Here is a 13,006-nt window from a genome sequence, read left to right as displayed (position 1 = left end):
GGCCGTTCGCCTTCGCCGAGTCCAGCCGCACCCCTGCTCCTGGGTATCGTCTCGGACGCCATCTTGGTGCCGGTGCTGGCCGGGCTGTTGGTCCTGTCTTCGATCGAGGTGTGGCGCCAAGCGGCATCGCATTGACCTCGGCGTTTCCGAGGTCAGCGTCGGCGGCTGACGTCGGCTGCGTAGGTGGTCCAGTCTCCGGCGCAGGCTTGTTGCCATCTGACTGCGCCTTTGATGTCGATGCCGAGTACGCGTGCCAGGATCGCGGCGGGCAGTTCGGTGGCGAGCTGGAAAAGTGCCGCGGTTCGTGCTTTCGTGACGTGAATGTCGATCCGTGCCAGGCGGTCACGGAGCGCGCCGTCGGTGATGGGGCGCCCGGCGAGCCGGCCGGGGAACAGCCACGTCTGGCTGCCCATGTGGGTGTGGGAGAAGGTTCTGGCGGTGACGAGTTCGCGGGTCAGCGTGGCGAGCGGTTCGGGTATCTCGATGGGCCGGTCGCCGAGTCGTATCCGTACGCTGTCGTCGGTGACCTGCACGTGGCCGAGGGTGAGCCGGCTGACGTCGGCGGCGTTCTGGGCGTAGAGGATCACGAGCAGCCCGGCGACGCGGTCGGCCAGGTCGGTGGTGTGGTCATGAAGGAGCCGGCGGGCGGTCTCCCACCGGCGATCACTGTCGATGGGTGCACCTGGCCCGCCCCACTGTTGGACGGGTAGATAGACCGTTGTCAGCTTGTTGGCGTTCGCCCAGCGGAGGAAGGCGCCGACTGCCTTGCTGTTGCGGATCTGTCCGCCGGCGAGCCACCGGTCGACGTGGCTGTGGGTGCAGGCGGCCAAGGTCAGGTGGTCGGCTCTGAGCAGGCCGAGGAAGCTGATGACAGCGCGGGTCTGGTCCCGCACCGCGCCGCACTGATTGGTGTTGGCCCGGGTGCCGGCGACGCGACGGCGGAGCCGTCTGAGCAGGTGCCATACCGTGTACTGCTGCACGAGGTGCCGCTGCGCCGGGTCGGGGATGGCGTCGATGGTGGCGTGCAGCCACCGTTCCAGCCGGGCCAGGAGCTCGTCGCGGGGCGGCAGCACTCCCGCGCCGACGAGTAGTTCTCGCAGGTATCGCCCGGCTTTGTCGGGCTCCAGCGCGTCGAAGGTGTCGTGAGTGAGGGGGATGCGGCCGGTGGCGAGGTCGGACAGCAGGGAGCGGGCGCGGGGCTGGCGATTCAGCCAGGCCGACACGTTCTGGGGCTGGTCGCCGGCCACGAGGAAGTTACGTAGTGCTTGCATCGGGGCGGGGATCGCGCCGGTGTGGTCGGCCAGGAGTTGGTCAAGCCGGTCGCTGAGCGCGCAGCGCTTGCACACGGCGGCCGTGAGCTGGCCGGACACGCCGCAGCGGGGACAGCACAGCCAGAACCCAGGTTCGGCCCGGGTGCAGGCAGCGCACAACGGCTGGTCGATCGTGCCGCTGCGTACGAGTCGGACGTGGCTGCAGCCGGCGCACCTCATCCGCCTGCTTCGGCAGGGCACGCACCACGGCAAGCCCGTGGCTTTCGAGGTTTCGCAGTGCGCGAGCCGGCCGCAGATGGAGCACGCCTGCGCCGGTGACGGTGTACGGCACGCCTCGCAGACCGGCCCGTCGTCGGTCCGGGCGTGAACGCGACGGCGCCGGCCGCAGCGCACGCACGGCTTCAGGTTCGCCGGGTCGGTCGCGTTGCAGTACCGACACAGCGGACGTCCCTGCAGGTCGCGGGCGGACGGTTCGCGAACCTTGCCGCAGCGGCTGCATTCCACTTCACGGGACTTGCCGGCGCAGGTGTGGCAGACCCGCGCTCCGTCGCGGTACTCGACCAATGCAACAGTGCGCCGGCAACCGGGGCACGCGGGCAGGCGGATGAGGGTGGCGCCCCGTGCGCGGAGGTGGTCGATGAGCAGCAGCACCGTGTGGGTCGGAGCGTCGTGCCCTGATCCGGTGAGTAGGTCTGGGCGTTCTGTTATGGCCCAGGCGAGCCGTCGCAGCTGCTGGGGCTTGGGCGCCGACGCACGAACGGCTTCCTCGATCAGGTGAGCGGGTATGCCGGGGTCCGCCGTGGCGACGGCCGTGGCGACGGTCTGCAGGCACGCGGCGCGGTCTGCCGGCGTGCAGCGGGCACACAACGCGCGCCCGTCTCGGTCCCGGCTGTGCGCCTTCGTGATCCGATCGCAGGAAGCACAGGGCTCCCGTCGCTCGCCGCACACGGAGCAGTACCACTGCCCGCCGCGTCGCCACATGTTCCTCACCAGGCCCTTGCCGCAGCCCGCGCAGCGCGGCGCCGACACCTGCGCCAGGCCCGCCTGGCGTAACGCCAGGAGGAGTTGGCCTACGACCGAAGGAGCCGGTGATTGGCCGTCGACGAGCACCTGCGGCCGCTCGAAGATCGCCTGGGCCAGGCGACGGCGCTTGGCGGCGTGGCCGCCCACCACCGCGGCGACCGTGGCCCGCACCAGCGCGGGGTCGACCGTTTGATCAACCCGGGTGATGGCCTCCACGACGGGAAGCAGCAGGTCAAGCTCGGTTCTGCTGTCCGCAGCGGTCACTTCTCGACACCCGTGATGCGGGCCCGTTTGGGCCGCAGATCCCCGACCCCCGCCTGCCCGGAGGCGGCCGCCTTGCGTGGCCGGGCGGCCGCCTGGGCTGCGACGGGCTCGACCAGGTCGTCCATCCGGCAGTCGAGGATGTCCAGCAACGCCATCAAGACCTTCAGGCTCAAGCGCTCCGGCCGCTCGACGGCCAGCCGGTAGACCTGACTGGAGGACAGCCGGATACCTCGCTCGGCCAAGGGCCCGAGCAGGTCGGTGGTGGAGAACATGCCGCGGCTGGCCATCACCTGGCGTAGATGCCACCGGTAATCCAGCTTGGCGCCGCTCAACGTCGCTCCTCGGCTCCGATGCCGCCGCCGGTGAAGGCCGGCGACAGCGCCCTACGCAACGCCGTACTCATGAAGTCGTCGCTGACATGGGTATACACCGCTGTTGAGCTGTCGCGCTCATGCCCAACCTGCTGCTGAATGAATCGCCGGTCCACGCCGTCCTCGGTCAGGTGCGTCACATACGAGTGGCGCAGCGAGTGCACCGTCAGTCCCTTCGACATCCCCAACGCCTCACGATAGGCACCGAAGCGGGCGTTGATCTCGGCCGGCTTGATGCGGCCACCCCGCTCAGTGACCCACATGGCCGGGTGCTCCTCTGAGCCGAACCGCGGCCGGACGTTGTGCACGTAGTCGGCAACCGCCTCCACCGCCCATCCCATCACCGAGGCGACGTTCCGCCGGCGCGGCTGCTGGCCCCGTTTGGCCTTGCCGTAGCGCACATGCAGCATCCCGAACCGGTCGAACTCCGGAGCCGCCGGGTTGCGGCCCCAGTCGAGCAGGTCCAGCTTCGCGGTCTCTGTGCGCCGCAGCCCCCACCCGTAGATCACCTTGAACAAGGTGGCATCGCGATACGCCGCCAGCGCCCCCTTGCGCCCGGCCCGAACCGCCCGGCCGACCTGATCATCGGCATAGTCCAGGAACCGCTGTAGCTCCTCCCGAGTGAAAGCACGTGCCTCGGGATCGCCCTCGTAGTCGTCCAGGTGCGACAGTGTGTTCCACTCATGGCAAACCGGGACAGGATGCGTTCCAAACGCCTCCTGACACGCCGCTACCCAGCCATACCGGCCATCGGTCAAGAACTCGGTGAACAACCGCAACTGGCCCTGGTAGCTGCGGATCGTCGAGGGCCGTAGATGCTTCTCGCTGGTCAACGACAGCGACCATTCGTCCACATGAGAGGCCGACCACGCCCAGGGAAACTCATTCGTGAAGGCCAGAAAACCCCGGACCAGATGCTCCCGCTGCGCGATCGTCTCCTCTCGCAGCCCCCGCGCCGTCTGCTGCGCCCGCCAGCCCCGCAGCATCGCCTCCACCATCGCCTCCTGAGGCCGCAGCTGCACCACACCGGCGACCAGCTCCAGACCCGCCGAACCTGCCAGGTTAGCCCGCCCCACTCGCCCTCCCCGAGCTCGCATGACGGGTGAATCATGCATCAGACGGGATCGACAGTCCAAAAGCCCAGCTCACTGCCCCTCTGACCGAGGGCGTAATCGGTCACAGGTAGGCTCCAGAGCTAGCAGCTCACGAGGGAACGAGCCCATCCGATGCAATTCCCGAGGGTTCGGGAAGTACGGCGTCAGATTCCTGCCGGCGCGGGACTGCAGGTAGACGTCGGCGGATCCCCGGAAGGCGAGCGCCCGCCACCCATCCCACTTCGGTTCATAGATCAAATTTGGACCCTCAGGCACCGAGTCGACCGGCGCGGCCAGCATCGGGGCGACAGGCCGGCGTAGCACCAGCCCACCTGGCGACGTCTCCCACCGCCAGGCCGGGCTCACCCCCTCCAGCCCCATCCGTCCGGATAGTGAGCGCCACTCATATTTGCCCCTCCCCCGCCATCGTCGGGGAGCGGGAGCAGGCCCCGGGTGCAGATCAGGCACAACGAATGCATGGGGGGAGCGCCTCACATCGGTGCTTCTGCTACCCGGCCCGCTCGGCATACCGGATCTCGTCCGGACATCCAGCCAGTCTTCCTGGCGGGCCTGACGCAATCGAACAAGTGTTCTAGTAGCCTTCTCTCCGTGGAGTGGCGTACCCGATGGCACATCACGATCCGGTGGGACCGGGCCGGCAACTCGCCCGCCGGCGTGACCATGGTCCAGCACGTCGTGGACTCCCCCGCCGAGCTGCGGCATCTGGTCGCGCGGGCCCGCGCCGACCGGCACGTCGTCGCCTTCCCGTATCGGCAGGTGCGCGAGTTGGTCGGCGCCGAGCCGGACCGCTGCCGGCGCGGGCACAGCTACGTCGGCGGGTCGGCGACCCGGGCGGTGCGCGACTGGCTGCCCTGCTCGTGCGGCGGCCACCTTTTGCTGCGCTGCCGCATGTGCCCCGACGTCCGGGTGGACCCGGTCGTCAGCGCCGACTGCACCCCGCGCCGCACCGACAGCTAGTCCGCCTGACGGACTAAGGCGTGTTCCGTAAGTCGAGCGATCCGCGACGTTGCGCGTGGCGGTGATCGATAACTGAAGAGGTCTCCGGTATCTGGTTCTGCGACCAAGCAAGAACTTCATACCGGAGACCTCGTGCCCAGCGTCGCGGTGACGAGGCGGCATGACCTGACCGACAGGCAGTGGGCTGTTCTCGCCCCGCTGTTGCCTGCCGCGCCGACGACAGGTCGTCCGCCGAAGTGGGAGAAACGACAGCTCATCGACGGGATCCGGTGGCGGATCCGGATCGGTGCCGCATGGCGTGACGTCCCAGCCGAGTACGCGCCCTGGCCCACCGTCTATGGCCTGTTTCGCCGCTGGCAGCGTGACGGGACCTGGGACAAGATCCTGTCCGCGTTGCAAGCTGCCGGCGACGCGCAGGGCCGGATCGCCTGGGCGGTGAGCGTGGACTCGATGACCAGCCGCGCCCACCAGCACGCCGCAGGCGCGCGCACCGACGGGCATCTGAGTCGTCTCGGAGGCCAGCACCTCGAAGCCGGGGTTGACCTGGAGTGTTGGGTTTGGGTGTGTGTCGGGATCGACACGGACCGATAACCAACGCGGCCTGCGTCTACTGGGCGCCATCAAACTCGGTGAGTAACCACTTCGGTTGGATCAGCGGATCCCGAGCTGGCCGCCGGGGCCCGCTGGTGCCGGAGTTCCTTCAGCTGACTTGCCGATCGACCAAACAACCCGGGCACGGTCAGCCGGGCTGGTTGCGGTACGCGTCGCCCTGTCGGTTCGCCTCTCCTCCATGGCCGGCATGGCAACGGCGGCGAGAAGGCATGCGGTGGTGACGGCGGCGAATAGGAGGTGGTAGCGGCGTCGGCGAAGCGTCGACCTCACCGTAGTAGCCACCGGCTCTGCACCGGCAACCTGGCCATCCGTCTACAACGCGTGCGGCAGGAGCGTGGCGGCAAGCAGGGGTGCGGCTGCACGCTAGCAGCGGACCCGCATTCGGCAGCCCGTCTCAGGAGATCACAAGTAGCGTCGCCCCATGGCTATGGAGAGTAGGGCGGGTGAGCAGCCGGGGACGTACAAGCAGTCCGAGCGGGCCGGCTTCGTGGAACTGCTGTTCGACGTGGTGTTCGTGTTCGCGTTCACCCGGCTCTCCGACAGGATGGTTTCGGACCTCAGTTGGCGAACGGGCTACGCGACGTTGGTGCTCACGTTGGCGCTGTGGTGGGTGTGGTACCGGCTGGTATGGGCGACCAACAGGTACGACTCCACTCGGCCAGGGATCCAGTTGCTGGTCATCGGCACCACGCTCGGCAGCCTGCTGATGGCCATCGCGGTACCGGGGGCATACGACGAAAGGGGTTCGCTCTTCGCAGGGGTCTACGTCGCGATCCAGCTAATCCGCCCGCTGTGGATCATCGTGATTGGCACAAACAGTGAGATACGGCTGGTCTGTGTTCGAAACCTGTTCTGGGCCCTCATCTCAGCGGTGCCGTGGATCGCCGGCGCCTATGCAGAAAGCGGTGCGCGGCTGGCCTGGTGGAGCGTGGCCGTCGCTCTGGACTACGTCGCGGGGGTCCTCGACTACCCAACGCCGCGACTCGGCCGGGCCGGGTTCCGGGCCCATCCGATCCAAGAAGACCATCTCACCGAGCGCTACCGGCAGCTTCTAATCGTTGCGTTGGGCGAGGCGATCCTGATCTCCGGCATCCAGATCAGCCCGTACGGCCTCGAGCGGGACCGAGCGGTGGCGCTGCTGGTGTCGTTTGCTATCACGGTTCTGCTGTGGCAGGTCTACTTCTACCGGGCGGGTGAGCTGCTGGCCGTCGCCATCGCATCGGCACAGTCCCCGGCATACATCGGCAGACTTGCCTCATTCGCACATCTCATAATGATCGCCGGCGTCGGCCTCACCGCCGTGGGCGACGAGCTGATCATCTCGCACCCGCTCGGTCAAAACGAGCGACCTTGGGTCCTGGTGATCCTCGGCGGTCCTGCGGTGTTCCTGCTCGGGCGGGCCCTGCTCGACTACGTGACCTTCAGCCACGTCTCCTGGTCCCGACCGATCGGACTGTTGGCGCTTGTCGTGCTGGCGCCGGTGACGCTCGCGCTTCCCCCGGTCCTGGTCGCCGTCGCGGCCACCGCCGTACTCACCGGAGTCGCCATCTCCAACGTGATCTCGTGGCGACTGTTCCCCCGGGTACCGAAGCCAGCCGCACCCGGCAGAATGGCTTCGTATCGACCCTGACCTGCACTGGCCAGCAACCTTCTGGACCCGTCCTTATCCTGGCTGACCCGGCGTTATTACCAGCGCTGCATTCCGCCGGCCGCGTCGCTGACTGGAACGACCTTTCAAGACGGCGCAGGCTGCAGAGTCTCGGCTCGTTCCGTGAGTTCCCCGGGGCTGTCGACGAGTACGCGGACGTCGAGCTAAGAAGCCCGATCATGCAGCTGGCCGCGACCGACAACCAAGCCGTCGTCCCCCCGGGGCCGTACAGACGTCGGATCGGCGTTGTGGTTCGGCGGCCGACTCGGTCACCTCAGTGTTCGGGTCCTGGCGGCTCCGGCCATCCCGCGTGGCTGAGCGTCGTCGGGCAGGCGCCGACCACGGCCCGTTCGGGACGAGCCCGGGCCCTAATGCGGCGCCACCGACCTGACTGCCCGGACAGGTGTAGGCTGGGGCTGTCCCGGAATCGACGACATCCCGTTCTTGAGGTGCCCGCCACGCCGGCTCCGCCCGAGGGGATGCCATGTTCGTACCCGAAGCACCCGATCCGCAGCGACCTGACCGACCTCCCGCCGTCGGAGGATGGGGAACCAGCACCCCCCTCCCACCGTGCGGGTGCCGTTGACCCGCGCCGGCGCGACCCGCATCGACGTCCGCACCCCGGCGCACCGCTCGCGATCGTCGCCATGGTGATCCGCACACCCCAGCTGCAGCGCGACTCAGTCGGGGAACCGACGACCCGGCCGGACGGGTGGCCGAACCGGTCCCCGCCCGGCGGATGGCGCGCCTCCGCGCACGGCCCCACCGCTACGCCGCGGTCACGGCGATAAGGATCCAACATGACGCCATCGACCGGCCCCCTCACTCCCCCACTGCCGCCATCGACGCCGCGCCTGCGGATCGAACCGACCCGGTCCGCGCGCACGCTGCTCGACGGCGGCTGGTGGCCCCGCTCCACAGATCCGGTCGCGGAGCTGCCCGACCTCGTCCTCGCCATCGACCTGCTGCACGGGCCGATCGTCCGGCTGCTTCTCCACACCGCGGCATGGGACGGCAATCCACGCCGCCTGACCATCGGCGGCAGGGTCCTGCGGTTGGGCTACTTCACCAGTCAGCCCGCCAGCCTGCTGACCGCCATCTGCCTCAACGATGATCGGGTCGACCTGCTGGTCGTCCCGCCGGATACCCCGGTCGACCTGGCCGAGGCGGCGATGGCGCGCGCCGCTACCGCCGGCAACGTGGTCCATGCTCCGCAGCTGCTCGCCCTCGCCGCGCGAGAGGTCCGAGGCGATGGCCGACAGCCCGGGCAGGCACACCTGGGAGGGGGTGGCGGCCGTCTCCGCACCGCCCCCGGCGACCCTGCCGCGGTCGCTTCCCGCACCGCCGACGCTGGACCCGCCGGACAGCCTGCGCCAACGGAACCGGCGCCCGCGCCGACAGCACCTCCGCCGAGGCAGCGAAGGACCGGCAATCCTCCCAACATCGCCACTGAGGAGCAGATCATGACAATCGCCCGGCACACGATCGTTTCCGCGCTGCGTCGGCGCGGCCAGCACACGAGGGCCGACTGGGTCGAGCGGGAGCTCCCGGAGCAGGTCGACCCCGCCCAGCACGCCGGGCTGCTCGCGACCCTGCGTCTCGACACCGGCGAGCTCGGCGAGCCGACAGCTCGGTAAGCGTGGCCCTGCTGGGATCGGTGGCGCGGCGGATGCCGCCGCGCCACTACGGCCCGCGGGAACCGGGGACCAGCCTCCGGGCCCGAGGGACCCGTCGCGCGGGCGACGCCCGTGGCCCAGCCTGTCCGGCTCCTGCCGGCACGACCCGGCCTGTCACGACCTCGGACACACAGGAAGGCAACACTGACGTCCTTGTTCGCCGCAACGTTGACCCGGTTCCACGCCTGGCACACCGACCCGCACCGATCGTCGCCATTGCCATCCTCGTCGGCGAGATCCAGCGCACGTCTGGAGCGGCGTCCGCCGCATCGGTCGGTTTCCGACGAGCAGACGTCATCCCGGTCGCAGGGACTGAACTGCACTCATGTCGATTCGAGCAGCAAGACCTATGGAGACAACCCCCATGCGCTACCTCAGCGATGTCAACCTGCGCGCCGTACTCAACGTCCTCATCAGCAGGTCCGGTGGCCACGTGGAGATCAGCAACGAAGAACTCTACGACGCGATGCTGCCCGACCGCAGCCACGGTGATCGTGTGCTCATCGAGGAGACAGAGAACGGCCTGCGACTGTCCATCGTTGCTCGCCCCTAGTCGCCGGCGTCGGGCGAGCTGAGCGCTGGCAGGATCCCGGTCATCGCCAGCACCCGGCGGACATGGCCGGTGGGATTGACCAGGGCGAGGCTGACGCCAGTGTCGGTGGCACGGCCGTGGGCGTTGACGAATGCGCTCAGCACGGTGGAGTCGATGAAGCTGACCCGTGCCAGGTCGACCTGGACGCGGGGCGCGCGGGCGATCGCGGCCTGCAGCACCTCCCCCAGCTGGCTGGCTGCGGCGATGTCGAGTTCGCCGAAAAGTGTCACGACTGCGGTCCCGTCGCTCACGGTCGTCTCCGACAGCCACGTCTGGTCCACGCCGCACCTCACCCGCTCGACTGTACGCCGGGGAGGCGGGCGGTGACGGTGGCTGTCGTGCCGTGCGGCCCGCTGTCGAAGGCGAGACTGTCGGTGAGTTGCTGGGCCAGCCACAGGCCGCGGTGGCCGGGGGTTCGGGGTTGCGGCAGCGCCATCGGAACATGCTCTGTTCCGGGACCGTCGTCGGTGACCTGGCACGACAGGGATACGGCGTCGCGCAGCAGGCGGAGGCGCCCGCTGCCGCCACCGTGGCGCATGACATTGGTGACCAGCTCGTGCACGGCCAAGACGAAGTCCTCCAACGCGTCACCAGCGAGACCGGCCGCGCCGGCGGCCGCGGCGACGGCGTGCCGCAGCCGCGTCACCGCGACCTCGGTGATCGAGTCCGACAGTAGAGTCGCGCCGGCCCGGACATCGTCCGGATCGCCCCCACCGGCCCCGACGTGGCCACCCCTGCTCACCTGGGCACCGCACAACTGGTGGAGGACCACCGCATGCGATGGGACGTCGGGGTGGGGCGCTTCATGGCTTGGTCACGGCATGCCTCAAACGGGTACCCGCTCTGTAGGTGCCGCGAGCCCTGCCTAGTATGTTCCCTCGATGCGCCGGTGACCGGTTTGAGAGGTCGGGGTGCGCGGCCACCCATCCGGAGCGGGGATGCCCATCGCCCCCCGGGGTTCCCGCATGGCGCTCAGGAAGGCCCCGTTCCCCCCAGAACGGGGCCTTCCGCGCGATGAGCAGCCAGCCAGCACCAGGCATGCGGCAGCTCGGGCGAGCGGACAGCTGACTATCTGCGCTGCTGATGGCGCCGGATCTGCTCCTCGAGCGCTGCAAGGCGCGCATGAATATCGGCCAGCTGTGCGCTGCCGCGTGCCTAGCGCGAACGTGCAGTTCTGCCAGCTCCCGGTTGAGTTGGTCCTCGGCGTGATCCGCGACTGGCGCAGGCACCGTCGTCATCCCTGATCTCCCCATGCTTGAGCAACCCGCAGAGGGGCAGCGAGTTGCCCAGTCCGTACCCCGATCGCAGAGCAGGAAAACCATCGGCACGGCGTCGATAGAGCACGTCAGGCCCGGACGCCGACAAGATCAGGAAGCAAGGTCGGTGCTGTGGGGCGGCCCCTGCGCCGCCGACGGCAGGACGACGTTCCTGAGGGGACGATGTAACGAGCAAGCGGTTGGTTGCGCTGATGTTGGCGGCAGGGATGGCAATCGGACCGGCGCCTGGCAGCCGGTGGCGAAACCGGCGATATCCGGACGACTCATCCTTGGATATTCGAGCCGCCGGCGACGGCGAGCTGGGTGGGGGCCTCATGGTGATGGATCTTTCCGCGGTCGCGCGGGAGCGGGCGGTGCTCGCGACCATCGCCGATGCGATGGTGACAGCGTCAGTCGGCAGAGGCCTGCGTGTAGCGGTCGCCTGCCCGGATTCACACCTAGCCCTCGTCGATCACCTCGCTCAGGCGCTGCACGTCCGCGGCCGGCCATGCCGCAGCCTTGTCTCAACGCCGAACCCGTCAAGCACCGTCAGCTTGCCGTCACGCCCGGATGAGAACCGCTCGACCGTCCTCGTGGTCAGCAGCGGCCCGTCCGGGAAGACGGACGATGACGTGGAGCGCGTCGACATCAATGTGACTGTCGGCGCCCCACGGGACCACCGAGGGGGTCTTAGCCACCAGAGGCCGGACGAGGGCCACACAGACGCCGACCATGAGCCGGACATCATCCTCGCCTATCACGAATCCGGCGGGCCGACGATCCGCCACATGGCATCCCACCTGTCGCCGCCACCACTCACCCCGCAGTAGCAGCGGCGGAGGCACCGACGCGGCACGGGGAGTGGATCACGAGTAGCGGCTGGGGCCGTTCAGATTGTCTAGCGGGGTGGTGACGCCAGTTCGGGTGGACGTCCCTTGGCGCGGAGCCCGTCGGAGGTGACGATGCCGGCTAGGACGACAGCAGCGGTGATGGCAACGGCCAGTGGCGGCAGCAGGATCATCGCTGGTGAGATGCCGGCGAGCACGAGCGCCCCGATCAGCCGGGAGCGGGACACCCGGGCGAATACCGCGTACTCGAAGAAGGCGCGTCCGGCTAGGAACAGGACGGGCCCGCCGAGGATGACGCCGATCCAGGCCGAGTCGGTATGCCCTGACGGATGCTCGATGACCAGCTCATAGCCGACGGCGGCGGCGACGATGCCGGCCACCATGAGCAGGTGAGCGAGCATCGCCCGTCGGACGAGTCGGCCTGGCTGGGGAGCCGCCGCGATGGCATCGGGCAGCAGCTCGCCGGCTCGGTACATGTAGATCCGCCAGAGCAGGGCGGTGGTGACGAACGCCACTCCGAACGCGGCGGCGTGGCCTCCTGCAACGTATTTGCCGCTGTAGGTGATACCGGTGACCAGGATCAACTCGCCGAGGGCGATGATGAAGAACTGCCGGTAGCGCTCGGACAGGTACTCGGCCACGACGGGCCACTCGGATGTCATGCGGCCAACCCACGGTGTGTGCCAGAGCAGCATGGCTCCCGCGAGGTCGATGGCTATCGCCAGCGTCCACAACACCCCACGTGTTGGACTCCCGGGAAGGGTCGCCCCGACTATCCACGGCACGGCGGATACCGCGAACCATAGGAGAACCGACGCCGATCGGCGCTGCGCCTTGTGGCCGCGTAGGGCCGGCACGAGGACGAGGTGACGGCCGATGTGGATCGCGACGTACGCGCCGGCGAAGCCCAGGGCCCGAGCGCCGAACGCGTCGGGCACCGCGACCGCCATCACCAGGGCGCCGAACATGGTCCCGATGACCACCAGCTGGATCTCCGGCCGCGTCGGGTCGTACAGATCCGTTACCCACGCTGTGACGAACCAGACGATCAACAGGGCCAGCAGCAACAGCACCGTGTGGCCGACTTCGGTGAGGACAACCCACCGCTGAGAAGTAACGTCCGTGAGTAGCCGCTGTGAGACCCGGGTGAGCGCGAAGACGAACACCAGGTCGAAGAAGAGGTCCAGGAAGGTCGCCCGCTTCGGTTGCCCCGGTTTCCGCAGCAGCGCAGCCGCCCTGCTTGTCGTCATCGGCCCGCCCTTTCCGCCAGCCTTGTTTATCTTTGAGGCAGTGGTACCACGTCGGGGCGTTTGTCGATGCCGATAGCGGACCGGTAGGCGAGCGAGTCCCGCGAGCCCTGCTAGGCAGTGCAT

General features: G+C 68.7%; 11 protein-coding genes and 1 pseudogene. 6 read left to right on the top strand and 6 right to left on the bottom strand.

All coding sequences use genetic code 11. The features are described from left to right. Positions 1 to 152: 152 nt before the first annotated feature. Genes ABIH81_RS18685 through ABIH81_RS18675 form a run of 3 tightly spaced genes read right to left on the bottom strand, consistent with a single transcriptional unit; the run spans position 153 to position 4,005 of the window. Entirely contained in the window at positions 153 to 2,558 is a 2,406-nt protein-coding gene (locus tag ABIH81_RS18685) for a hypothetical protein (RefSeq protein ID WP_349876168.1), read from the bottom strand. Continuing rightward, entirely contained in the window at positions 2,555 to 2,890 is a 336-nt protein-coding gene (locus ABIH81_RS18680; RefSeq protein ID WP_349876167.1) for a helix-turn-helix transcriptional regulator, read from the bottom strand. Before ABIH81_RS18680 ends, ABIH81_RS18685 begins: the two co-directional genes overlap by 4 nt. Next, positions 2,887 to 4,005 (bottom strand): tyrosine-type recombinase/integrase, encoded by a 1,119-nt coding sequence (locus tag ABIH81_RS18675; RefSeq protein ID WP_349876166.1) that lies wholly within the window; start codon positions 4,003 to 4,005, stop codon positions 2,887 to 2,889. Before ABIH81_RS18675 ends, ABIH81_RS18680 begins: the two co-directional genes overlap by 4 nt. Before the next feature lie 627 nt (positions 4,006 to 4,632). Here ABIH81_RS18675 and ABIH81_RS18670 point away from each other — a divergent pair. The 5 genes and pseudogenes from ABIH81_RS18670 (at position 4,633) to ABIH81_RS18650 (ending at position 9,490) form a co-directional block, all read left to right on the top strand. Continuing rightward, positions 4,633 to 5,001: a hypothetical protein gene (locus tag ABIH81_RS18670; protein WP_349876165.1), complete on the top strand. Its 369-nt coding sequence runs from the start codon at positions 4,633 to 4,635 to the stop codon at positions 4,999 to 5,001. A gap of 132 nt (positions 5,002 to 5,133) precedes the next feature. Continuing rightward, positions 5,134 to 5,505: pseudogene (locus ABIH81_RS18665) on the top strand (IS5 family transposase); the annotation flags it as partial. A 529-nt stretch (positions 5,506 to 6,034) separates the two neighbouring features. Continuing rightward, entirely contained in the window at positions 6,035 to 7,243 is a 1,209-nt protein-coding gene (locus ABIH81_RS18660; RefSeq protein WP_349876164.1) for a low temperature requirement protein A, read from the top strand. An 818-nt stretch (positions 7,244 to 8,061) separates the two neighbouring features. Next, a complete protein-coding gene (locus ABIH81_RS18655) occupies positions 8,062 to 8,898 on the top strand; it encodes a DUF5994 family protein (protein ID WP_349876163.1) in 837 nt (278 codons plus the stop codon). Between the two features lie 403 nt (positions 8,899 to 9,301). Then, the gene (locus ABIH81_RS18650; protein ID WP_349876162.1) at positions 9,302 to 9,490 is read left to right on the top strand and encodes a hypothetical protein; all 189 of its coding nucleotides are present in this window, start codon (positions 9,302 to 9,304) and stop codon (positions 9,488 to 9,490) included. Here ABIH81_RS18650 and ABIH81_RS18645 read toward each other — a convergent pair. Together ABIH81_RS18645 and ABIH81_RS18640 are read right to left on the bottom strand one after the other, a co-directional pair. Beyond that, positions 9,487 to 9,810, bottom strand: a complete 324-nt coding sequence (locus ABIH81_RS18645; protein ID WP_349876161.1) for an STAS domain-containing protein — start codon at positions 9,808 to 9,810, stop codon at positions 9,487 to 9,489. The genes ABIH81_RS18650 and ABIH81_RS18645 overlap by 4 nt on opposite strands. Positions 9,811 to 9,818: 8 nt before the next feature. Then, positions 9,819 to 10,271 (bottom strand): ATP-binding protein, encoded by a 453-nt coding sequence (locus tag ABIH81_RS18640; protein ID WP_349876160.1) that lies wholly within the window; start codon positions 10,269 to 10,271, stop codon positions 9,819 to 9,821. Positions 10,272 to 11,120: 849 nt separating this feature from the next. On the opposite strand from ABIH81_RS18640, the gene ABIH81_RS18635 reads away from it, so the two are divergent. Continuing rightward, positions 11,121 to 11,615, top strand: coding sequence for a hypothetical protein (locus tag ABIH81_RS18635; protein ID WP_349876159.1), 495 nt, complete (start codon positions 11,121 to 11,123; stop codon positions 11,613 to 11,615). Positions 11,616 to 11,683: 68 nt separating this feature from the next. Here the strand turns inward: ABIH81_RS18635 and ABIH81_RS18630 are convergent, their stop codons facing one another. Next, positions 11,684 to 12,883: a low temperature requirement protein A gene (locus ABIH81_RS18630; protein ID WP_349876158.1), complete on the bottom strand. Its 1,200-nt coding sequence runs from the start codon at positions 12,881 to 12,883 to the stop codon at positions 11,684 to 11,686. Positions 12,884 to 13,006: the final 123 nt, after the last annotated feature.

It is taken from the genome of Micromonospora sp. HUAS YX12 (assembly GCF_040215685.1).
Classification (GTDB): Bacteria; Actinomycetota; Actinomycetes; order Mycobacteriales; family Micromonosporaceae; genus Micromonospora; species Micromonospora tulbaghiae.
The sequence above is the reverse complement of the archived record's forward strand: the minus strand, read 5'-3'. Positions and strand labels throughout refer to the sequence as shown.